This window comes from Streptomyces sp. NRRL B-1347 (assembly GCF_000720325.1).
Classification (GTDB): Bacteria; Actinomycetota; Actinomycetes; order Streptomycetales; family Streptomycetaceae; genus Streptomyces.
Genome location: NZ_JOJM01000015.1, coordinates 17758 through 41278, shown reverse-complemented (window position 1 = coordinate 41278; position 23521 = coordinate 17758). Strand labels below are relative to the sequence as shown.

The window sequence follows — 23521 nt, the reverse complement described above, 5'->3', positions numbered from 1 at the left end:
GTCTGCTCAGGCCTTGTTCAGGCTCGCCCAGAACTCGTCGAAGGAGAGCAGCTTGTCACCGTTCTCGTCCTTGGACTTGATGATGGCCTCGGCCACCGACTCGGTGACGTTCCAGTCCCCCATCTGCGCCATGGCGGTCTTGTACTCCGCCGCCGTGATGAAGCCGTCGCCGTCCGCGTCGAACCGGTCGAACTGCTTGCGTGCTTCCTCGATGTCCGCCACCGGGTCCGCCCCTTCTTCGTGTCCTAACTAACGGGGGTTAGGGTAACGGCCGATCTGGGTGACGATTGCAAGGAGTCCGGCCATGGCCAGCGCATCAGTGACGTTCGGGGACATCCTCGTCGCGGCCGCCCACGGCGACTTCCCGCCCGCCGACGGCGCCACGACCGTGGTTCCGCAGCCCTCCCCGCGCGACGCGGGAGTGATGTCGTTCACCGCGCACTCGGTCGTCTTCACCGACGAGGACCCGGACTGGGTGCGCGCCGCCGTGGCCGCCGTCGGCTGTGACCCGCTGGCCGCGACGATGAATCCGGCGTTCCTCACCGCGTTCGGGCAGCGGACCGGCCGCGCGGTCGACACCATCGACCTCGTCACCGTGGCGTCCGCCGTGCCCGGGCCGCCGGACCCGGCCCTCGGCCTTCGCGAACTGGACGACCCCGACCACCCCCGCGTGGCGCGGGCCCTCAAGCGGCGCGACGACGTCCGGGTGTGGACGTCCGGCGCGGGCGGCGTCGTCGTCCTCGGGCGCGGGGTCGCCGGGCGCTGGGAGGCGTCCGTGGAGGTCGACGAGTCGGCACGCCACCGAGGACTCGGCCGGGCACTCGCCTCGGCGGCGCGGTGCCTGGCCCCCGAGGGCACACAGGTGTGGGCCCAGCAGGCCCCGGGGAACGCCCGCAGCGTGCGCGCCTTCCAGGCGGCGGGGTACCGGCCCGTGGGGTCGGAGGCCCTCTTCTTCGCGCGCTAGCAGGTTCCGCGTCGGTCGCCTGCCGGGCAGGGCCTTCGCAGCTGCTGGAAGCCGCCGGCCCGGAAGCCGTCCACGTCCGTGACTCCAAGGCCGTAGGGGCCCCGAACTCGCCCTCTCCCCCACGGCGTGGACGGCGTTCACCGCGTATGCCGGTCAGCGGAAGATGCCGGTGTGACCCAGTGAGTACCGGCCTGGCTGCGGATACACGGCCAGGCCGTGCGGGCCCCCGCCCACGGGGATGCGGGCCACCTGGACGCCGGTCCGGGTGTCGATGGCGTAGACCTCGGAGTCGTAGCGGCCGGAGAGCCACAGGGTGTTGCCGTCGGCCGAGACCCCACCCATGTCGGGGCTCCCGCCGTCCGGCAGGTGCCACTTCTTGGTGAGCTTGTTGCGGGGGAAGTCGAAGACGGAGACGGTGCCCTCGCCCCGGTTGGACACGTACATCTCGCGGGAGTCGCGGCTGACGTACAGGCCGTGGCAGCCCTTGCCGGTGGGCAGCAGCTTCGGCTTGCCGAAGGTGTCGCCGTCGAGGACCCACATGCCGTCGGCCATCATGTCGGCGACGTAGAACTTCTTGCCGTCGGGGGACATCTTGACGTCCTGCGGCATGGCCCCGTCGAAGGGCAGCTTCTGCTGGCCGACGACTTTCATCTTCTCGGTGTCGACCTTCAGCAGCTCACCGCTGAACTCGCAGGACACGATGAAGTAGCGGCCGTCGAGGGAGAAGTCGGCGTGGTTCACGCCGTAGCAGCTGACCGGGACGGTCTTCTTCCGCTTCATGGTGTGCGGATCGCGGAAGACCAGCTCGCGGTCCAGCGACGCCATGACGACGGCGTACTTTCCGTTGGGCGTGAAGTAGAGGTTGTACGGGTCGTGGACCTCGACCGGCTTGCCCGCGTCGCCGGTCCTGGGGTCGATGGGCGTGAGGGTGTGGCCGCGGTTGTTGTTGACCCAGAGCGTCTTCATGTCCCAGGACGGGACGACGTGCTGGGGCTGGACGCCGACCGGGATCGTGTCGATCACCTTGTACGTCTTGGGGTCGATGACCGAGACGGTGTTGGAGTTGGTGTTGGGGACGTAGACCCGGGACGGGAAATCCCTGACCGCCGGGGAGAGCTTGTTCGGGCGGTCGGCGGCGTAGACGTCCTTGGGGTCGAGGACGGGCGGCATGCCGGGCAGGCCGTAGATCTTCTTCGGCTCGGCGGGCTTGGCGGGGGCCTTGGTCGCGAGCGCCTTGTCCGTCTTGTCCGCGCGGTCGGCGCGCTCGGTGCCGCAGCCCGCGAGGGCGGTGAGGGCGGCGGTCGCGGCGAGGAGGGCCGCGGCGCGCGTGGCCCGGGTCAGGTTTCGCATCAGGTGAGCAGCTCCGTGGTCGTGACGGCGCGCAGGCCGCGGCGGTCGAGTTCTTCCAGGACGGCGGGGAGCGCGGCGACCGTGTCCGCGTACCCGAAGTGCAGGCTCACCACGGAGCCCGCACGGGCCTCGGCGGCGACCTTGCGGGTGACGGCCGGGGCGCCGGGCGAGGTGAAGTCGAGTGAGTCGACGTCGTAGGAGAGGACGTGCGGATAGCCCGCGCGCCGGGCCAGACGGGCGACGAGCGGGGTGGCGCGCTCGGCCCGCGAGGGGCGGAACCAGCTGCCGATGCCGCCGGTGAGGCGGCGCAGGCGGTCCGCGCAGCCGGTGATCTCGGCGTAGGCATCGGCTTCGGGGAGGCTGTTGATGGTGCGGTGGCGCAGGGTGTGGTTGCCCAGGTCGTGGCCGCCGTCGAGGACGCGCCGGGCCAGGGCGGGGTGTTCGTCGAGCCAGGTGCCGACGGCGAGGACGGTGACGCGGGCGCCCGCCCGCTCGGCCTCGCCGAGCAGCGCGCGGGCGGTGGCCGGGTCGCCCTGGCCGTGGAAGGTGAGCGCCACCTCGGGCCGCCCGCGCGGGCTGTGCGCGATCTGCGCGGGCAGGCCGGGGAAGGCCCGGGGGCCCGGCGCGGGCGCCCGGTGCGGCCGTCTCGCGGGGCGCGGCTCGCGGCCTCCCGCGGGGGCACAGCCCGCGAGGGCAGTGAGGGCGAGCCCGGTCCCGATGCGCAGCGCGCCGCGCCGGTCGGTCGAAGTCACGCGACCCATTTATAGGGCGGCGGCGTCCGAAAGCCGCTGATTGACATGAGGCTCGGTCCAGACCAAGAGATTCCGCTTAGGCTCGCGATGGACCCTCACAGGTGCTGTTTAGCCATCGTTTACAAGGTGCGTGCTCTATCTCACCAAGGATTCACCTCTAAACTGTCACGCTATGCCCACGAATGCCCGAATGTAGACTTTTGGATCAGAGGCCCCCGTCTGCCATAGTCGAGGAAGCGACCCTCTTTGACCCGAGCTACGTCGCCTTACGGGCTGCGGACCACACCCACACCGGTCCCGGCCCCGCTCGAAGGCCCCCGACAGCGCCGCTACCCACGGCCCCGGGGGCTTTCGCGTGTCAGCGGCCCCGGTGCGCGCGAGCGCTAGCGGTCGGTGATCCGCATCTCGAACCACGTCGTCTTGCCGCGCGGCAGCAGGTCCACGCCCCAGCGGTCGGCGAGCTTGTCGACGAGGAACAGGCCGCGGCCGCTGATGTCGAGCTCGTGGACCGGCATCAGGCACGGCAGGCCGCGCGAGGGGTCGCGGACCTCGACCCGGATCCAGCCGCGCCGCCGGTGCGTGCGCAGGCCGAAGACGCGGGCGCCGGTGTGCCGCACGGCGTTGCCGACGAGCTCGGAGACGAGGAGCACGACGTCCTCGGTGAGCTTCGGCGACAGGCCCCAGTGGCGCAGGACGACGACCTGGGCGAGGCGGCGGGCGATGGCGGCGGACTCCGGGCGGGACGGCAGCTGGACCTCGGCGTCGGTCGGGTTGCCGAACAACTCCAGGGCCTTCAGGGCGTGTTCGTCCTCCACCGCCGGCGACCAGCGCGCGGCGGTGGCGCCTGCGCGCCGCCGCGACTGTTCAAAGCCCTCCTGCCCCGCCATGCCCCCCATCATGGCCGCCCCCGGACCCCATTGGGGCCGTTCCGGCGGAATGAGCCCCCCGGAAGCTTCCGTTCCAGGGGGCCGGCACGTCATATGCCATGGGCAGTTAGAGGTCCGGTACAACCGGGCTGACCTGCGGTGACTTCCCGCTCACAAGAGATCACAGAGCGCCTCGACCGCGATGGACTTAAGGCTCTCTTAAGCCTGTGATAATCAGCCCCTTCGGGGGAAACTTTGGCTGACGGAACCTCAACTGGCCGGATATCAGAGGAACTTAGCCTTACCTGGCCCGTCCGCCACGAAGCTGCTCATGCCGCGCTCGCGGTCCTCGGTCGCGAACAGGCCCGCGAACCAGGTGCGCTCCACGGCGAGCCCGGTGTCGATGTCCGCCTCCAGGCCCTGGTCGACCGCCTCCTTCGCGGCGCGCAGCGCGAGCGCGGGGCCGCGCGCGAGCCGCGCCGCCCACGCGTGGGCCTCCGTGTACACCTCGGCGGCGGGCACCACGCGGTCCACCAGACCGATGGCGAGGGCCTCGTCCGCCTTGACCTGACGGCCGGTGAAGATGAGGTCCTTCGCCTTGGAGGGGCCGACCAGGCGCGGCAGGCGCTGGGTGCCGCCCGCGCCCGGGATCAGGCCGAGCAGGATCTCCGGCTGGCCGAGCTTGGCGTTGTCGGCGGCGATGCGGAAGTCCGCGCAGAGCGCGAGCTCGCAGCCGCCGCCGAGGGCGTAGCCGGTGACGGCGGCGACGACGGGCTTGGGGATCCGGGCGATCGCGGTGAAGGAGTCCTGGAGGGCCCGCGAGCGCAGGACCATGGCCCGGTGGTCCATGTCCTGCATCTCCTTGATGTCCGCGCCCGCCGCGAACACCTTCTCGCCGCCGTAGAGGACGACGGCGCGGACGTCGTCGCGGTCGGTCACCTCCGCCGCGAGCTCCTTCAGGCGGTCCTGGAGCTCGATGTCCAGGGCATTCAGCGGGGGCCGGTCGAGGCGGATCGTACCGACGCCGTCGGCGACTTCGAGATGCACAGTTGTCATGCGGGGCACGTTAGCGGTCGTTCATGCAAAAGGGAGGGGCGGCCCGGAGGGCCTTCCTTGAAAGGGCGGTGGTGGGCGACGGGAGGGCCCGGTGCACTTGGTCACACAGTGCGCCGGGCCCTTCCGGGAGTGCGTGGCGAAGGCTCAGGCCTTCCACTTCTCCCAGGACATGTTCCAGCCGTTGTAGCCGTTGTCCGGGGCGATGATCTTGTCGTTGGAGTTCTTGACGACCACCACGTCGCCGATCATCGAGCGGTCGAAGAACCAGGCCGCGGAGACGTTCTTGTCGTAGCCGCCGCGGACGTCGCGCAGGCCGATGCAGCCGTGCGAGGCGTTGTAGTTGCCGAAGGCGCCGCCGCCCCAGTAGTTGCCGTGGATGAAGGTGCCGGAGGTGGACAGGCGCTGGGCGTGCGGCACGTCCTTGATGTCGTACTCGCCGCCGTAGCCGACGGTCTCGCCGTTCATGCGGGTCACCTTGAGGCGCTCGCTGATGACCATCTGGCCGTTCCACGTCTCGTACCCGGGCTTGCCCGTGGTGACGGGGATCTTCTTGATGACCTTGCCGTCGCGCTTGACGGTCATCTGCTTGGTCTTGACGTCGACGACGGAGACCTGGCTGCGGCCGATCTCGAAGCGCAGGGTCTTGGCCTGCTTGCCGTAGACGCCCGGGCGGCCCTCGACCCCGTCGAGGTTCATCGTGACGGTGACCTTGGTGCCCGGCTTCCAGTACTTCTCGGGGCGGAAGTCCAGGCGGTCGTTGCCGAACCAGTGGCCCTCGACCGGCACCGACGGCTCGGTCTTGATGTCGATGGCCTTCTCGACGGCGTCCGGCGCGGTGATGCCGCGCGTGAAGCGCACCGAGAACGGCATGCCGACGCCGACCTTCGTGCCGTCCTCCGGCGTGAACTGGCCGACGAAGGTGTTCTTCGGCACGAGCGTCGTGAACGACGAGTCCTTGGCGGCGACGCGGCCGTCCGCGTCCTTGGCGATCGCGTGGACCTTGTACTTGGTGCCGGAGGCGAGATGCCGCTCGGGGGACCATTTCGCGCCATCCGCGACGATCTTCCCGGGCACCGTCTTGCCCTTGGGGTCCTTGACCGTGACCTCGGTCAGCTTGCCCTTGGCGGCCGTTATCCGCAGCGCCCCGTTGGTCGCCACGGCGTCCGCGCCGTCCTTGGGGGCGATGGTGACGACGGCCTGGGACGGCTTGTTGGCGTCCGCCTTGTCCTTGCCCCCGCCCCCGTCCCCCGAGTCCGAGCCGCCCCCGCACGCGGCCACGAGCAGCAGCGTCGCCCCCGACACCACCGCGGTCAGTCCCTTGGCGCCCCGCCGTCCCGCGCGCTTTCGCGCATGGGCCGACGCCCCCGATATCGGTCGCCCGTTCACGATGTTTCTCCCCTCGCACGGCCCCGACAGGCCCGCACTCATCCGTCGCCGCGCGACCGGGAAAGACCATCCGTCTCGCGCACTGCGCTAGATAACCACACGGCCCACACCGATGGATCCCCGCCAATGTCACCGTTCAGTCCCAACTGTGCCGATGATGTGGGCCTGTGGTGGCGTCAGCGGGCGGAACGCTCCCCCTTGTCCTTCTTGCTCCCGTGTGCCGCCTTCTTTCCGCTCTTCCATTCCTCCCATCCCATGTTCCAGCCCCCGAGGCCGTTGTCAGGAGCGACTTTCTTGTCATGGCTGTTGACGACCTCGACGACGTCACCGATGAGGCTGCGGTCGAAGAACCAGCCCGCCGGGGTCTTCGAGCTGCCGCCCTTCACGTCGCGCAGGCCCACGCAGCCGTGGCTGACATTGGTGTTGCCCGGCGCGTTCGGGGCCCAGTAGTTGCCGTGCAGGAAGGTACCCGAGGTGGTCAGGCGCATGGCGTGCGGCACGTCCGGGATGTCGTACTCCCCGCCGAAGCCGACGGTGCGGCTGTTCATGCGGGTCACTTCCAGCATCTCGGTGACCACCATCTTGCCGTTGTACGTCGTCGTCTTCGGGGCGCCCGCGGTGATCGGGACGGTGGAGATCAGCTCGCCGTCGCGGCGCACCTGCATGGTGTGCGCGGCGGCGTCGACGAGGCTCACCTGGCTGCGGCCGACGGTGAAGGAGAAGGACTTCTCCTGCAGGCCGTAGACACCGGGCGCGGCCTCCACGTCACGCAGCTTCAGGGCGACGGTGACCTTGGTGCCGGGCTTCCAGTAGCGCTCGGGGCGGAAGTCGACGCGGGTGGTGCCGAACCAGTGCGGGCGGACCTCCACGGCGGGCTCGGCCGTGACGTGGATGGCGCGCTGCACGGCGGCGCGGTCGGCGATCTCGCGGTTGAACTCCAGCGAGACGATCATGCCGGTGCCGACCGTGGCGCGGTGCTCGGGCGTGACGTACCCGATGAAGCGCTCCTCGGGGACGTACGTGGTGAACGTGGTGTGGCGCGCGGAGCGGCGGCCGTGGCCGTCGAGCGCGACGGCGTCGACCGTGTACTTGGCGGCGAGCGCCAGCCTGCCGTCCCCTTCCTTCTGTCCCTTCCGGTCCTTCAGGGGGCGCCAGCTCATGCCGTCGGCCGACATGCGGCCCTTCACCTCGGTCTCCTGCGCGTCCTGGGAGCGGACGACGCGCACCGACTCCAGGCGCCCGTCCGGCACCTCGACCTTCAGGCGCTGCTCGGGCCGCACGCCCTTCTTCCCGTCGCCGGGGGTGACCCGGATCGCGTCGGCGGGCGAACGGGGGCGGCCGAGCACCCCGTCGAGCGCCGTGCCGGAGCAGCCCGTGGCCGCGAGTACCAGTCCAGTCCATGCCACCGCAGCGGTCAGCGCGGTCCGTGCGCGCCGAGCGCGCCTCGTTCCCTGTCTCACGTCGGGCCCAACGAGGCTGCCCCGCCCCGGGAAACGTGAGTGCGACGCGCCCGCTGGGCAGAACAGGGGGAAGGACGTCGGCCGGGGAGCCGCGGCCGGGACGCCGCATGCCCCGACCGTACGCCGACGGGGCCGAGCCGCGGGAGGCTGACAGGTGTCGAGTGCACCCGAGCAGGGGGCGGTCAAGGGGGCGCGTGCCGTGGACCGGGTCAGGCCCGGCAGCGCGGCGGCCGAGCGCAACGGCGGGCGCGGCGGGAAGGTCCGTCCGGCCCCCACGCGCCCGGTGTGGCCGGGGGCGCCGACGCCGCTCGGCGCCCGCTTCCGGGTGGGTCCGGACGGGGTCACGGGCACGAACTTCGCGCTGTGGGCGGGCGGCGCCGAGGCCGTGGACCTGTGCCTGTTCGACGCGGACGGCACGGAGACGCGGTGCCCGCTCACCGAGCTGACGCACGAGATCTGGCACGGCTTCGTGCCCGGTGTGCTCCCCGGGCAGCGGTATGGCTACCGGGTGCACGGCCGCTGGGACCCGTGGACCGGTGCCCGCTTCAACCCGGCGAAGCTGCTCCTCGACCCGTACGCGCGCGCGGTCGACGCGGGGCCGGGGCAGGACTACGGATCGCTGCCGCCCGAGGTGTACGGCCACGTGCGGGACTGGCCGCAGCAGCACGTGGCGGACACCGTGCGCGACGACCGGGACTCGGCGCCGTTCGTACCGAAGGGCGTCGTCGTGCACGACGACGCGCCGGACGACGAGTGGGCCGACGACCGCCGCCCCAAGACCCCGTGGGCGGACTCCGTCATCTACGAGCTGCACGTGCGCGGCTTCACCATGCGCCACCCGGACGTGCCCGAGCCGCTGCGCGGCACGTACGCGGGGCTCGCGCACCCGGCGGCCATAGAGCATCTCGTACGCCTCGGGGTGACGGCGGTCGAGCTGCTGCCCGTGCACCAGTTCGCGCACGAGGACCATCTGCTGCGGCGGGGCCTGCGCAACTACTGGGGGTACAACTCGATCGGCTACTTCGCCCCGCACGCGGCGTACGCGGCGTCCGGCACCACCGGGCAGCAGGTCGGCGAGTTCCGGCGGATGGTGCGGGCCCTGCACGAGGCGGGGATCGAGGTGATCCTGGACGTCGTCTACAACCACACGGCGGAGGCCGGTGAGATGGGCCCGACGCTCTCCCTGAAGGGCGTCGACAACCACGCCTACTACCACCTCCAGCAGGACGCCCGGCGGTACGCCGACTACACGGGCTGCGGCAACACCCTGCACGTGGTGCGGCCGCAGGTGCTGCGGCTCATCACGGACTCGCTGCGCTACTGGGTGAGCGAGATGGGCGTGGACGGCTTCCGCTTCGACCTGGCGGCGGCGCTCGCGCGCTCCTTCCACGACGTCGACATGCTCTCGCCGTTCCTCGCGGTGATCGCGCAGGACCCGGTGCTCCGGCGGGTGAAGCTGATCGCCGAGCCGTGGGACGTGGGCTCGGGCGGCTATCAGGTGGGGGCGTTCCCGCCGCTGTGGACGGAGTGGAACGACCGCTACCGCGACGCGGTGCGGGACTTCTGGCGGGGCGCCCTGCCGGACGTGCGGGACCTCGGCTACCGCCTGTCCGGGTCGAGCGACCTCTACGCGTGGGGCGGGCGGCGCCCGTACGCGTCGGTGAACTTCGTGACCGCGCACGACGGCTTCACGCTCCGCGACCTGGTGAGCTACGAGCGCAAGCACAACGAGGCCAACGGCGAGGGCAACCGGGACGGCGCCGACGACAACCGCGCCTGGAACTGCGGCGCCGAGGGCGAGACGGACGACCCCGAGGTGGCGGCGCTGCGCCGGCGCCAGCTGCGCAACCTGCTGACCACGCTGCTGCTCTCCACCGGCGTGCCGATGCTGGTCGCGGGCGACGAGATGGGCCGCACCCAGGGCGGCAACAACAACGCGTACTGCCAGGACAACGGGATCAGCTGGGTGGACTGGGAGCTGCGCGACGACCCCGGCTGGGCCGGTCTGCTCGCGCTCGCGCGCCGCCTTATCGCGCTGCGCCACCGGCATCCGGTGCTCAGGCGCCGCGCCTTCTTCTCCGGGCGCGCGCACTCGGCGGACGGCCTGCGGGACCTGGCGTGGTTCACCGCGCGCGGCACGGAGATGACGGAGGCCGACTGGTACGCGCCCGCCGCGACGCTCGGCATGTACTTGTCGGGGCGCGACATACCGGGCCGGGACGCGCGCGGGGCGCAGGTGACGGACGACAGCTTCCTCGCGGTGCTGCACGGCGCCGACCGGGCGGTGGCCTTCACGCTGCCGGGGCCGCCGTGGGCCGACGCGTACGAGGTGGTGGTGGACACCGCGTGCGAGGAGCAGCGGGAGGCTCCGGGGACGCTGCTCGCCGCGGGGGCGGAGGTGACCGTGGAGGCGCGGTCGGCGCTGCTGCTCAGGGCGGTGCCCGCGCCCTCGGGGTGATTCAGGTCCGTACCAAAGTATTGCCCCGGGCCCGGAGGCCGACGAAGCTCACCGCATGGACCTGGAGTTGCGGCACCTGAAGACGATCCGGGCGATCGCCGACGCGGGCAGCCTGACCAAGGCCGCCACCGCGCTCGGCCTCGCGCAGCCCGCGCTCAGCGCCCAGCTGAAGCGGATCGAACGGGCCCTCGGGGGCGAGCTGTTCGAGCGCGGCAGGTTCGGAGTGCGGCCCACGCCCCTCGGCGAGTTCGTGCTCGCCCGCGCCCGGATCGTGCTGCCCGCCGTCAGCGAACTCCAGGAGGAGGCCGAGCGGTTCACCCGCGGCTGGCAGGACCGGCGCGGATTCCGGCTCGGCGGCACGCACGGGCCGCTGCTCGGCGGCCTGGTGGACCGGCTCGCCGCCGCGCACCCCGAGCAGTCCGTGTCCACGTACACCTCCTGGTCGGAGCGGGAGATCGCCGCCCAGGTCGCGGACGGGCGGCTCGACTTCGCGCTCGTCGGCACCTGCGGGGCGGCCGCGCCGCCGGAGCGGGAGCGGCTCGTGTGGCGCGAGGTGGCGCGGGACCCGGTGTTCGTCATGCTCGCCACCGAGCACCGGCTCGCCGGGGAGCCGGAGATCGGCCTGGCGGACCTCGCGGAGGAGGCGTGGACGGACGTGCCGGGGGACGGGTGCTTCGGGGACTGCTTCACCGCGGCGTGCGCGCGGGCGGGGTTCACGCCGTCCTCCGTGTACGAGACCGACACCGCGTCGTGCGTGCATCTGGTGCAGGTGGGGCGGGCGGTGGGGCTGTGCCGCGCGACGTTTCCGCCGACGGGCGGGATCGTGACCCGGCCGCTCGCCGGGACGCCGCTGTACTGGCGGCATCTGCTGGGGTGGCACCCCGAGTCGTACGCGCACGACACCGCGGCCGGGGTGTTCGCGCACGCCCGGGCCGCGCACGCGGAGGCCGCCGCCCGCAGCGAGAGCTACTCGGCGTGGCTGGCGTCGCCCGGGGCGGACCGACCCTAGGGCCGCTCCGGGCGACGCGGGCGCGACGGGGGCCATAACGCGGGGCCAGGGGGGTAACTGGCATCTACTGGGTGGCTGTTGAGGCTTCTACGGTGTTCGCGACCGGAGAGAGGGCGGATCCCGCTTCCCCGCTCTACGGATCCCCCGCTCCCCGATGACACACCGAGGAGACCCCCATGCAGTTCAGAGATTCCTCCCCGTTCATCAGGAAATGTACCGAGCGCCGCGGCCTGGCCGCGGCCGGCGCCGCGTTCGCGGCCGCCGGAGCCCTCGTCTTCGCTTCGATCCCCGGCTCCGCCCACGCCGACTCCCCGTCCCCCGCCGACACCGCCGCCGTGGCCAAGACGTCGCCCGCGGTGCTCAAGGCCATGCAGCGCGACCTCGGCCTCACCCCCGCCCAGGCCGAGGCGCGCCTCGTCAACGAGGCGGAGGCCGGCGCCGTCGCGGGCTCGCTGCGCAACGCTCTCGGCCGTGACTTCGCGGGCGCCTGGGTACACGGCGCCACCTCGGGCACGCTCACGGTCGCGACGACCGACAGGAAGGACGTCCCCGCCATCACGGCCAAGGGCGCGAAGGCCCTGGTCGTCGAGCACACCGTCGCCCAGCTCGACGCGGCCAAGACCGCTCTCGACCGGGCCGCGAAGAAGACGAAGACGCGGGACGCCCCGGTCTGGTACGTCGACGTCAGGACCAACGCGGTCGTCGTGAACGCCGTGCGGGCCTCCGCCGCCCACGGCCTCGTGGCCGCGGCGGGCGTGGACCGCGACCTGGTGCGCGTGGTGAAGACCAAGGACCGGCCGAAGCCGCTGTACGACCTGGTCGGCGGTGACGCTTACTACATGGGCGGCCGCTGCTCGGTCGGGTTCTCGATCACGCAGGGCGCGACGCAGGGCTTCGCCACGGCGGGCCACTGCGGCCGCGTCGGCACGGCCACGCAAGGGTTCAACCGGGTCGCCCAGGGCACCTTCCGCGGCTCGATCTTCCCGGGCCGCGACATGGCGTGGGTGGCCGCGAACTCGCAGTGGACGTCCACCCCGTACGTCAAGGGCCAGGGCGGCGCGCGCGTGGGCGTCGCGGGCTCGACGCAGTCGCCGGTGGGTGCCTCCATCTGCCGCTCCGGGTCGACCACCGGATGGCACTGCGGCACGATCTCGCAGCACAACACCAGCGTCACCTACCCCGAGGGCACCATCAGCGGCGTGACCCGTACGACGGTGTGCGCCGAGCCCGGCGACTCCGGTGGCTCGTACATCTCCGGCAGCCAGGCGCAGGGCGTCACCTCGGGCGGCTCGGGCAACTGCCGCTCCGGCGGCACCACGTTCCACCAGCCGATCAATCCGCTGCTCCAGCAGTTCCAGCTGACGCTGCGGACCACGGGCGGCGAGGACCCGGGCCCCGGCCCCGGTCCGGGTGACCCGAGCGGCAGCTGGGCCGCGGGCTCCGTCTACGCGGCCGGTGACTCGGTCACGTACGGCGGCGAGACCTTCCGCTGCCTCCAGCCGCACCAGGCGCAGGAGGGCTGGGAGCCCCCGAACACCCCCGCGTTGTGGGAGCGCGGGTAAGGACCCAGGGCTGAGCGGGTCGCGCCCCGGGGGGTGCGCGGCCCGCGAGGACCGGATTCCGGTCTCGGCTGGACCCGCTCTACGGGGGGTCAGCCGAGGATGCCGCGGCGGTACCCTCCGATACGGCCGCGGCCCGGTCCTGGACGCCCGGCTTGCCGTACACATGGGTGAGATGGGTCTTGTGCCCCCGGTGACGAGTACGAGCGCTTCCCGTTCGCGGGAGCGCGGCGGCTCGGCGCCGGGGGCACGCGCGCGTGCCCCCGGACGGGACCTAGGACCAGCGGAGGACGGCGTACGGGACGAAACTCAGTGGGCGCTGTCAGTGGTGAAACGTAGGCTCGCCCCTGATGTCCACCACACTCGAATCCGCCGCGGGCGGCCGGTCGGCCGTCCGGACGCTCACGCGCCTGTGGCCGTACGTCCGCCCTGTCCGAAAGCGCCTGTTCTGGGCGGCCCTTGTCGCCGTCGTGGCCTCCTGTATGAGCCTCGTCTTCCCGCTCGTCCTGAAGTGGATGGTGGACGGCCCGGTGGCCGAAGGGGACACGGCGGGGGTCTGGCTCGGGGCGCTGCTCCTGCTGGGCCTCGGCGTCGCGGAGGCGCTGCTCTTCGGCTTCCGGCGGTGGCTGGTGGCGCGGCCGCTCGCGGGCGTCGAGGCGTCGATGCGGGCGGACCTGTACCGGCACCTCCAGCGGGTGCCGGTGGCGTTCCACGACCGCTGGGCGTCGGGCCAGTTGCTCTCGCGCGGCACGACGGACCTGATGCTGATCCGCCTGTTCCTCGCCTTCCCCCTGACGTTCATGGTGGTGAACGGCGCGACGATCCTGGTGGGCGTGGCCCTCCTGCTCGCCCAGGACTGGACGCTCGGCCTGGTGCTGCTCGCGCCGGTGGTGCCGCTCGTGGTCGTCGTGTCGTACTTCGAGGCGCGGTTCGCCGACGTGGCGCGGCGCGCGCAGGACCAGGTCGGCGATCTGACGACGGTCGTCGAGGAGAGCGTGCTCGGCATCCGCATCATCAAGGGCTTCGGCCGGCACCGCAGTCAGGCGCGGGCGTTCCGCGACCTGTCGCGCACCCTGCGCGGCACGGAGCTGGCCAAGGCCCGGCTGCTCGCCGCGATCTGGGGGGTCATCACGACGCTCCCGGAGCTGGCCATCGGCGGGGCGCTCGTGCTCGGCTCCGTGCAGGTCGCCGACGGCGACCTGTCGGCGGGCACGCTGGTGGCGTTCCTGTCCACGGCGCTCGCGCTGCGCTGGCCGGTGGAGTCGATGGGCTTCCTGCTCGCGATGAGCCAGGAGGCGGCGACGGCCACGGAGCGGTACTTCGAAGTCCTCGACGCGGAGCCGGAGTCCGACCCGGACACCGCGGCCGCGAGCGGCCCTGACGCCGCCGACGGGATGCGCTTCGAAGGGGTGTCCTTCCGCTATCCCGACGCGGACGACGACACGCCGCCGACCCTGACGGGCATCGACCTGCACGTCCGTACGGGCGAGACGATGGCCCTGGTGGGCGCCACCGGCAGCGGCAAGACCACGCTGACCGCCCTGGTGCCCCGGCTGCACGACGTCAGCGGCGGCCGCATCACGCTCGACGGCGAGGACATCGCGCACCTGCCCCGGCAGCGGGTGCGGGAGCTGGTGTCGGTGGCCTTCGAGGAGCCCACCTTGTTCTCGGCGTCCGTCGGCGAGAACGTCCTGATGGGGGCCGGGCCGGACGCCGGGGAGCAGGACCTCGACCACGCCCTTTCGGTCGCGCAGGCCGACTTCGTGCACGAGCTGCCGCAGGGCGCTGACACCCAGGTCGGGGAGCAGGGCCTGAGCCTGTCCGGCGGCCAGCGGCAGCGCCTCGCCCTTGCCCGCGCGGTCGTGGGACGGCCGAGGTTCCTGGTGCTCGACGACCCGCTGTCGGCGCTCGACGTGCACACGGAGGCGCTGGTCGAGGCCGCGCTGCGGCGGGTCCTGAAGGACACCACGGCCCTGGTGGTGGCGCACCGCCCGTCGACGGTGCTGCTCGCGGACCGCGTCGCGCTGCTGTCCGGCGGCCGCATAGCCGCCGTGGGCACGCACCAGGAACTGCTGCGGGACAACGCCGAGTACGCGTGGCTGATGTCGGGGGGATCGAAGTGAGTACGCGGGGCCACGACGACTTCGACCAGGACACGCTGCCCGCGCCGCCCGGCGCGACCCGGCGGCTGCTGCGCTCGCTGCTCGCGCCGCGCCGCGGCCGGGTCACGCTGGCCGCCGTGCTGCTGCTCCTCCAGCAGGCCGCCGTGCAGACGGGCCCGCTGCTCGTGGCGTACGCCATCGACTCGGCCGTGCCCGCCGTGCGGAAGGACGACTACGGCCCGCTGATCGCCGTCGGCGTCGCCTACGCGCTGTCCGCGGCCCTGTCCGGCGTGCTCCAGTACGCCTTCATCCTGGCCTCGGCCCGCGTCAACCAGGACGTGCTGCTCGATCTGCGCGGCCGGATCTTCCGGCACGCGCAGGCGCTCAGCGTGGACTTCCACGAGCGGTACACGTCCGGGCGGCTGATCTCCCGGTCCACGACGGACGTCGAGTCACTGCGCGAGCTGCTCAGCGAGGGCCTCCAGGAGCTGCTCACGGTCATCCTGTCGTTCGTGTACATCGCGGCTCTGCTGCTCTGGCTCGACCTGGGCCTCGGCGCGGTGGCGGTGGCCTCGTTCGTGCCGCTGTACCTGCTGATCCGGCTCTTCCAGCACCGCGCGGCCAAGGTCTACCGGGTCCGCTCCACGGCCATCGCCTCAGTGATCGTGAAGTTCACGGAGACGATGAACGGCATCCGCCCGGTGCGGGCGTTCCGCCGCGAGCGGGCCAACGACGAGCGCTTCGCCGCCCTGAACAAGGAGCACGAGCGCGTGAACGGCGACGCGCTCCTGGAGATGGCCCGGTACGTGGTGGGCTCGCGGCTCGTCGCGAACACCTCGGTGGCCGGAATCGTCCTCTGGGGCGCGCACCGCGTCGCGGAGGGCACCCTCGCCCTGGGCGTCCTCGCGGCGGCCGTGCTGTACCTGCGGCGCCTGTACGACCCGATCGACCGGCTCGGGATGTTCCTCAACTCGTACCAGTCGGCGGCGGCCTCCCTGGAGAAGATCGCGGGGCTGCTCGCGCAGACGCCGACCGTGCCGGAGCCGGAGCAGTCCGCCGCGCGTCCGCTGCCCGGCCCGGCCTCCGAGCACCCGGGCCGCACGGTCGTGTTCGACGGCGTGCGGTTCGCGTACCGGACGGGCGGCGAGGTCCTGCCGCGCTTCGACCTCACGCTGCCCGCCGGGCAGACCGTCGCCGTCGTCGGCTCCACGGGCGCGGGCAAGTCGACGCTCGCCAAGCTCCTCGCCCGGTTCTACGACCCCACGGAGGGCCAGGTCCTGCTCGACGGCGTCGATCTGCGCGACCTGGCGACGGCCGACCTCAGGCGCGGCGTCGTGATGGTCACCCAGGAGGCGTTCCTGTTCTCCGGCACGGTCGCGGAGAACATCGCGATCGGCCGCCCGGAGGCCACCCGCGAGGAGATCGAGCGCGCCGCGAAGGCCATCGGCGCCCACGACTTCATCGCGGCCCTGCCCGACGGCTACGACACGGACGTGCGCAAGCGGGGCGGCCGCATCTCGGCCGGGCAGCGCCAGCTGGTGGCGTTCGCGCGGGCGTTGCTCGCCGACCCGGCCGTGCTGATCCTGGACGAGGCCACCAGTTCCCTGGACATCCCCGGCGAGCGGGCCGTGCAGCGCGCGATGGACACGGTGCTCCGGGGCCGCACGGCAGTCGTGATCGCCCACCGCCTGTCCACGGTGGAGATCGCCGACCGCGTCCTGGTCATGGAGCACGGCCGCGTCGTGGAGGACGGCACTCCGGCCGAACTCATCGCGTCCACGGGCCCGTTCGCCCAGCTGCACCGGGCCTGGCGGGAGAGCGTGGTGGGCTGAGCGCCCCGAAGAAGGCAGGCCAGGGGCGGGCGGCGCCCGCCCCGGCCCGCCGCATAACGGACGCCCGAACCCACGGACCGGACGTATTCCAGCCAAAGTACGCCAACTGAATGACATGTACCTGTCTCGAATGGCACTCTTCCCCTCACCAGTCGCACTGGCGCCCCGCGCCGGCGGCTCCCGCGCGCGGCGCGTCCGCCCAGGCGGCACGGCGCGCGCCAGGCACCACGTACTGCCCTGCTCTGCCCGGCCGGTCACCCGCCGCCGGGTCGCCACAGGCCGTGCACCCCCGCGGCCGCGCAGAAGGAGTCCGTGTTGAGCACATCCCCCACACCCCGTAGAGCCCCCGCCCGCAGGCGTGCCACCGCCGTCGGCGCCTTCGTCGCCGCGGCCGCGCTGCTCGGCGTCACCGTCCAGGCCACCACCGCGTCCGCCGACCAGGCGCCGACGGGCACCAAGGCCGACTCCGGTGTCCTGCCGCAGAAGCTCTCCCCGTCCCAGCGTGCCGAGCTGATCCGCGCGGCGGACGCCGCCACCTCCGCCACCGCCGAGCGCATCGGCATCGGCGCGAAGGAGAAGCTGGTCGTCCGCGACGTCAGCAAGGACCGCGACGGCACCACGCACACGCGCTACGAGCGCACCTACGCCGGACTCCCCGTCCTCGGCGGCGACCTCGTCGTCGCCACCGACAAGTCGGGCGCGGTCAAGGACGTCAACCGTGCCACCGACGCCCGGTTCGCGGGCATCGGCACGAGCGCCGACGTCACGGCGGCCAGCGCGGAGAAGCAGGCGCTCGGCGCGTCGAAGGCGGACGGCTCCACGAAGCTCAAGGCCTCCCAGAAGCCGCGCAAGGTCGTCTGGGCCGCCGACAGCAAGGGCGGCGCCCCCAGGCTCGCGTACGAGACCGTGGTCGGCGGCCTCCAGGAGGACGGCACGCCGAACGAGCTGCACGTGGTGACCGACGCCAGGACCGGCAAGAAGCTCGGCGAGTGGCAGGGCGTCCACCAGGGCACCGGCAACACGCAGTACAGCGGCCAGGTCCCGCTCACCACGCAGCAGTCGGGCTCGCAGTACACGCTCACCGACACCGCGCGCGGCAACCACAAGACGACCAACCTCAACCGCGGCACGTCCGGCAACGGCACCCTGTTCTCGGGCCCGGACGACGTCTGGGGCAACGGCCAGGCCTCCAACGCCGAGACCGCGGGCGCGGACGCCCACTACGGCGCGGCCCTGACCTGGGACTACTACAAGACCGTGCACGGCCGCAACGGCATCAGGAACGACGGCCGCGGCGCCACCTCACGCGTGCACTACGGCAACAACTACGTCAACGCGTTCTGGCAGGACTCCTGCTTCTGCATGACGTACGGCGACGGCTCGGGCAACGCCAAGCCGCTGACGTCCATCGACGTGGCCGCCCACGAGATGACCCACGGCGTCACCGCCGCGACCGGCAACATGCAGTACAGCCGCGAGCCCGGCGGTCTGAACGAGGCGACCAGCGACATCTTCGCCGCGGCCGTCGAGTTCAACGCCAAGAACGCCAACGACGTCGGCGACTACCTGGTCGGCGAGAAGATCGACATCCGGGGCAACGGCACCCCGCTGCGCTACATGGACAAGCCCTCCAAGGACGGCCGTTCGCTGGACAACTGGAGCAGCAGCGCGGGCAACGTCGACGTGCACTACTCCTCCGGCATCGCCAACCACTTCTTCTACCTGCTGAGCGAAGGCAGCGGGAAGAAGGTCGTCAACGGCGTGTCGTACGACTCGCCGACGTATGACAACAAGCCTGTGACCGGAATCGGCATCGACAAGGCCGCCAAGATCTGGTTCAGGGCCCTCACCACGAAGTTCACCACGACCACCAACTACGCGGCCGCGCGCACCGGCACGCTGGCCGCGGCCGGCGAGCTCTACGGCACGTCGAGCCCCGAGTACACCGCGGTCGCTAACGCCTGGGCGGCCGTCAACGTCGGCGCACGCCCCTAGCCGACGCCGGCAGGCGTCGCCCCGGGAGCCCGAACCGCCAACCCCCCGGGGCGGCGCCGCCGTTCACCGCGTGATCGCATCCGGCGGTCCGTTCACGCGGTGTTCGCATGGCGGACCTTGACCATCGGCCAACGGACATAATCTGGCCAACATTCAATCAAGGTCCTGACATGTACCTGGCTCAAATGGCACGCTGCTCACGCACGGCACACAAGTTCACCCGCACAGCACCAGTTCGGCCCGGGTGGTCCCCCATGCCATCCGGGCCTACACACAAGGAGCATGCGTGACCCCCCACATAACGAAGCGTTCCACTCTGGCCATCGCCACCGCCGTCGCCGCCGGAGCGCTGCTCGCCGCCGGAATGACCACCGGCGCTTCCGCACAGCCCGACACCGCCAGAGCCGCCGCCCAGGCGCCCGCCGCCGCGCCCGCCCAGCTCTCCGCCTCCGCCCGCGCCGACCTGCTCCAGGGCGCCGCGGACAAGGCCGGGGCCACCGCCGACCGCATCGGCCTCGGGGAGAAGGAGAAGCTGGTCGTCCGCGACGTCGTCAAGGACCGGGACGGCACCACCCACACGCGCTACGAGCGCACCTACGCGGGCCTTCCCGTCCTCGGCGGCGACCTCGTCGTCCACACGGCGAAGGACGGCTCGGTCAAGGGCGTCAGCAAGGCGACCAAGGCCGCCATCAAGGTCGCGTCCACCGACGCGAAGCTGGCCCCGAAGTCCGTGGCCGCCGCCGCCAAGTCGACGGCCGCCAAGACCGGCGACACCGCGAAGGCCGACCCGCGCGCGCCGCGCAAGGTCATCTGGGCCGCCGACGGCAAGCCCACCCTCGCCTTCGAGACCGTCGTCACCGGCGTGCAGAAGGACGGCACGCCGAGCGAGCTGCACGTCATCACCGACGCGGCCACCGGCAAGAAGCTGTACCAGTACCAGGCCATCGAGACCGGCACCGGCAACAGCCAGTACAGCGGCAAGGTCACGGTCGGCTCCGTCAAGAGCGGCAGCACCTTCCAGCTGACCGACTCCGGGCGCGGCAACCACAAGACGTACGACCTCAACCACGGCTCCAGCGGCGGCAAGCTCTACACCGACGCCGACGACGTCTGGGGCACCGGCAAGCCCTCGAACACCCAGACCGCCGCCGTCGACGCCGCCTACGGCGCGGGCCTCACCTGGGACTACTACAAGAACGTGCACGGCCGCAGCGGCATCAAGGGCGACGGCAAGGGCGCCACGTCCCGCGTGCACTACGGCAACGCCTACGTCAACGCGTTCTGGCAGGACTCCTGCTTCTGCATGACGTACGGCGACGGCGAGGGCAACGCCAAGCCCCTCACCTCCATCGACGTGGCCGCCCACGAGATGACCCACGGCGTCACCTCGGCCACCGGCAACATGGAGTACAGCGGCGAGTCCGGCGGCCTGAACGAGGCCACCAGCGATATCTTCGCCGCCGCCGTCGAGTTCAAGGCGAACAACACCCTCGACAAGGGCGACTACCTCGTCGGCGAGAAGATCGACATCAACGGCGACGGCACCCCGCTGCGCTACATGGACAAGCCCTCCAAGGACGGCTCGTCCCTGGACTACTGGAGCAGCAACGCCGGCAACGTCGACGTCCACTACTCCTCCGGCATCGCCAACCACTTCTTCTACCTGCTGAGCGAAGGCAGCGGGAAGAAGACGGTCAACGGTGTGACGTACGACAGCCCGACCAAGGACGGCTCCAAGGTCACCGGCATCGGGCGCGACAAGGCCGAGAAGATCTGGTTCAAGGCCCTGACGACGTACTTCACCTCCACCACGGACTACGCGCAGGCGCGCAAGGACACGGTGAAGGCCGCGGGTGACCTGTACGGCGCCAACTCCGCCGAGCAGAAGGCGGTCGCTGCCGCCTGGACCGGTGTGAACGTCAAGTAACCCTCTGAGCCGGGCGGCATCCGGGGAGACCCCCTGGGTGCCGCCCGCACCATGTTCGGGGCGCTTCTCCTCAGCGCATCAAGACCCCGGCCGCCTCCCCCGTCGCCTCCGACGGGAGTGCCACCAGGCCCAGTTCCGCGTTGCTGGCCAGGAGGCGGTGGGACGGGAGGATGCGGACCGTGTAGCCGAAGGGGCCGGTGCGGTCCAGGGCCAGGGGTCCCTCGTACAGGAGGCGGCCCTCGCCGTCCGGGCCGCCCGCGGGCTTCAGGGGCACCGGGACGGCGCCCGCGATGTGGTCCTCGGGGTCGACGCGGCCCGCGATGGCCTGCACCTCGACGTCGTCGCACGCGAGCTCGCCGAGCCGTACGCGCACCCGCAGGGCGAGGGTCGCGCCCAGCTCCGCGGTGGCGCCCACGGCCGTGGCCTCGACGTGGTCGACGGCCACGCCCGGCCAGGCCGCGCGGACGCGGTTCTTCCACGCGGCGAACCCCGTGGCGGCGTCCGCGTCGAGCACCCGGTGGGAGCGCGCGGCGGGCACGTACAGGCGCTCCACGTACTCGCGCACCATGCGCCCGGCGAGGACCTTCGGGCCGAGCCGGGTCAGGGTGCGCCGCACCATCTCGATCCACCGGTCGGGCAGCCCTTCGGGCCCGTTCTCGTAGAAACGGGGGGTGACGCGCCGCTCCAGGAGGTCGTACAGGGCGGCCGCCTCCAGGTCGTCGCGGCGGTGGTCGTCGGTGGCCGAGCCGTCGGCCGTGGGGATCGCCCAGCCGAAGTCCGGCTCGAACCATTCGTCCCACCAGCCGTCCAGGACCGACAGGTTGAGGCAGCCGTTGAGCGCTGCCTTCATGCCGGAGGTGCCGCACGCCTCCAGGGGGCGCAGCGGATTGTTCAGCCACACGTCGCAGCCCGCGTACAGCTTCTGCGCCATCGCCATGCCGTAGTCGGGCAGGAACACGACGCGGTGCCGCACCCGCGGGTCGTCGGTGAAGCGCACCAGGTCCTGGATGAGCCGCTTGCCGCCGTCGTCGGCCGGGTGCGCCTTGCCCGCGACGACGATCTGCACCGGCCGCTCGGGGTGCGTGAGCAGCTCCAGGAGCCGGTCCTGGTCGCGCAGCATCAGCGTCAGGCGCTTGTACGAGGGGACGCGGCGCGCGAAGCCGATGGTGAGGACGTCCGGGTCGAGGACCTCGTCGATCCAGCCGAGTTCGGCGGTGGCGGCGCCGCGCTGCCGCCACGACACGTGCAGGCGGCGGCGCACCTCGTCCACCAGCTGGGCGCGCAGCTCGCGGCGCAGCTGCCAGATGTCGGAGTCCTGGATGTCGGCGACGGCGTCCCAGCGCTCGGAGCCGCCGACGGACAGGGCCCGGTCGGTGCGGCGCGCGCCGATCTGCCGGGCGCCGAGCCGGAACACCTCGGGGGCCACCCAGGTGGGCGCGTGCACGCCGTTGGTGACGGAGGCGATCGGCACCTCCTCGGGGTCGAACCCGGGCCACAGGCCCTGGAACATCTCCTGGCTGACCTTGCCGTGCAGCGTGGAGACGCCGTTGGCGCCGCGGGCCAGGCGCAGCCCCATCACGGCCATGTTGAACACGTTGGCGTCGCCGCCCGGATAGGTCTCCATGCCCAGGCGCAGTATCAGCTCGACGTCGATGCCCGGCAGTTCGGCGTCGGGGCCGAAGTGGTGGGCGACCAGCTCGCGGTCGAAGCGGTCGATCCCGGCGGGCACCGGCGTATGGGTGGTGAAGACGGTGCCGCCGCGCACCGACTCAAGGGCGCCCTCGAAGCCGAGCCCGCCCTGCACCAGTTCGTGGACGCGCTCCAGGCCGAGGAAGCCCGCGTGGCCCTCGTTGGTGTGGAAGACCTCGGGCGCCGGGTGCCCGGTGAGTCGGCAGTAGGTGCGCACGGCCCGGACGCCGCCGATGCCGAGCAGCATCTCCTGGAGCAGCCGGTGCTCGCTGCCGCCGCCGTAGAGCCGGTCGGTGACCTCGCGGGCGCCGGGGTCGTTCTCCTCGACGTCGGAGTCCAGCATCAGCAGCGGCACGCGGCCGATCTGCGCCTGCCAGACGTGGGCGCGCAGGGCCCGGTGGCCGGGCAGGGCGAGCCGCACCAGGGCGGGGGTGCCGTCGGGCTCCCGGAGCAGGGTCAGGGGCAGCTCGTTCGGGTCGAGCAGCGGGTAGTGCTCCTGCTGCCAGCCGTCGCGGGTGAGGGACTGCCGGAAGTAGCCGTGCCGGTAGAGCAGTCCGACACCGATGAGGGGCACGCCCAGGTCGCTGGCCGCCTTCAGGTGGTCGCCCGCGAGGATGCCGAGGCCTCCGGAGTACTGCGGGAGGGCGGCCGTGACACCGAACTCGGGCGAGAAGTAGGCGACGGCGGCCGGGAGTTCGCCGCCGGGCGCGGCGGGCAGCTCGCCGTCGGGCGACCCGTCCTGCCGCTCCTGGTACCAGCGGGGCCCCGTGACGTACTCGCGCAGGTCGTCGGCGGCCTCGCCGAGGCGGCGCAGGAAGTCCTCGTCGGCGGCGAGCTCGGCGAGGCGGGCGGCGGGCACGGAGCCGAGCAGGCGCACGGGGTCGCCGCCCGAGGCGTCCCACAGGGCGGGGTCGACGTCGCGGAAGAGGTCACGGGTCCCGGTGTGCCAGGACCAGCGCAGATTGAGGGAGAGTTCGCTGAGCGGGGCGAGGGCGGCGGGCAGGACGGGACGTACGGTGAAACGACGGATGGCTTTCACGGCGGCACCTCTGTCGGAGGACGTACGTGACCCATCGACGGTAGGGGGTCGGACCGCCCCGCCACCACGGGACCGTG

General features: G+C 72.1%; 16 protein-coding genes. 8 read left to right on the top strand and 8 right to left on the bottom strand.

The genetic code is table 11. The features are described 5' to 3' along the window. Positions 1-6: 6 nt before the first annotated feature. Entirely contained in the window at positions 7-222 is a 216-nt protein-coding gene (locus IG74_RS0115540; RefSeq protein ID WP_030676228.1) for an EF-hand domain-containing protein, read from the bottom strand. 82 nt (positions 223-304) lie between these two features. On the opposite strand from IG74_RS0115540, the gene IG74_RS0115535 reads away from it, so the two are divergent. Further along, on the top strand, positions 305-964 hold the full coding sequence (locus IG74_RS0115535; RefSeq protein ID WP_030676224.1) for a GNAT family N-acetyltransferase: 660 nt from the start codon (positions 305-307) through the stop codon (positions 962-964). Between the two features lie 153 nt (positions 965-1117). Here the strand turns inward: IG74_RS0115535 and IG74_RS0115530 are convergent, their stop codons facing one another. The 6 genes from IG74_RS0115530 to IG74_RS0115505 all read right to left on the bottom strand — a co-directional run bounded on the left by IG74_RS0115530 (position 1118) and on the right by IG74_RS0115505 (position 7780). Then, positions 1118-2314, bottom strand: coding sequence for a YncE family protein (locus tag IG74_RS0115530; RefSeq protein WP_030676222.1), 1197 nt, complete (start codon positions 2312-2314; stop codon positions 1118-1120). After that, complete coding sequence (locus IG74_RS0115525) at positions 2314-3075, bottom strand: polysaccharide deacetylase family protein (protein WP_030676219.1); 762 nt, start codon at positions 3073-3075, stop codon at positions 2314-2316. Before IG74_RS0115525 ends, IG74_RS0115530 begins: the two co-directional genes overlap by 1 nt. A 374-nt stretch (positions 3076-3449) precedes the next feature. Continuing rightward, positions 3450-3953, bottom strand: coding sequence for an ATP-binding protein (locus tag IG74_RS0115520; protein ID WP_030676216.1), 504 nt, complete (start codon positions 3951-3953; stop codon positions 3450-3452). 264 nt (positions 3954-4217) lie between these two features. Then, positions 4218-4988 carry an enoyl-CoA hydratase/isomerase family protein gene (locus tag IG74_RS0115515; protein ID WP_030676213.1) on the bottom strand — a complete coding sequence of 257 codons (771 nt, stop codon included), beginning with the start codon at positions 4986-4988 and terminating at the stop codon, positions 4218-4220. Between the two features lie 144 nt (positions 4989-5132). Beyond that, positions 5133-6374: a L,D-transpeptidase gene (locus IG74_RS0115510; protein WP_030676210.1), complete on the bottom strand. Its 1242-nt coding sequence runs from the start codon at positions 6372-6374 to the stop codon at positions 5133-5135. A gap of 176 nt (positions 6375-6550) precedes the next feature. Beyond that, positions 6551-7780 carry a L,D-transpeptidase gene (locus IG74_RS0115505; protein ID WP_037825474.1) on the bottom strand — a complete coding sequence of 410 codons (1230 nt, stop codon included), beginning with the start codon at positions 7778-7780 and terminating at the stop codon, positions 6551-6553. A gap of 208 nt (positions 7781-7988) precedes the next feature. On the opposite strand from IG74_RS0115505, the gene glgX reads away from it, so the two are divergent. The 7 genes from glgX (at position 7989) to IG74_RS0115470 (ending at position 20716) form a co-directional block, all read left to right on the top strand. Then, positions 7989-10292 (top strand): glycogen debranching protein GlgX, encoded by a 2304-nt coding sequence (gene glgX, locus IG74_RS0115500; RefSeq protein ID WP_030676203.1) that lies wholly within the window; start codon positions 7989-7991, stop codon positions 10290-10292. 55 nt (positions 10293-10347) lie between these two features. Further along, entirely contained in the window at positions 10348-11301 is a 954-nt protein-coding gene (locus IG74_RS0115495; protein WP_030676200.1) for a LysR family transcriptional regulator, read from the top strand. Positions 11302-11477: 176 nt separating this feature from the next. Further along, complete coding sequence (locus IG74_RS0115490) at positions 11478-12863, top strand: carbohydrate-binding protein (protein ID WP_051854924.1); 1386 nt, start codon at positions 11478-11480, stop codon at positions 12861-12863. Between the two features lie 347 nt (positions 12864-13210). Further along, the gene (locus tag IG74_RS0115485; protein WP_030676192.1) at positions 13211-14983 is read left to right on the top strand and encodes an ABC transporter ATP-binding protein; all 1773 of its coding nucleotides are present in this window, start codon (positions 13211-13213) and stop codon (positions 14981-14983) included. Continuing rightward, complete coding sequence (locus IG74_RS0115480) at positions 14974-16794, top strand: ABC transporter ATP-binding protein (protein WP_420709900.1); 1821 nt, start codon at positions 14974-14976, stop codon at positions 16792-16794. Before IG74_RS0115485 ends, IG74_RS0115480 begins: the two co-directional genes overlap by 10 nt. A gap of 315 nt (positions 16795-17109) precedes the next feature. Continuing rightward, positions 17110-18789 (top strand): M4 family metallopeptidase, encoded by a 1680-nt coding sequence (locus tag IG74_RS0115475; RefSeq protein WP_030676178.1) that lies wholly within the window; start codon positions 17110-17112, stop codon positions 18787-18789. 286 nt (positions 18790-19075) lie between these two features. Further along, positions 19076-20716, top strand: a complete 1641-nt coding sequence (locus tag IG74_RS0115470) for a M4 family metallopeptidase (protein WP_030676176.1) — start codon at positions 19076-19078, stop codon at positions 20714-20716. Between the two features lie 70 nt (positions 20717-20786). Here IG74_RS0115470 and glgP read toward each other — a convergent pair whose 3' ends face one another. Then, positions 20787-23444: an alpha-glucan family phosphorylase gene (glgP, locus tag IG74_RS0115465; protein ID WP_030676173.1), complete on the bottom strand. Its 2658-nt coding sequence runs from the start codon at positions 23442-23444 to the stop codon at positions 20787-20789. Positions 23445-23521: the final 77 nt, after the last annotated feature.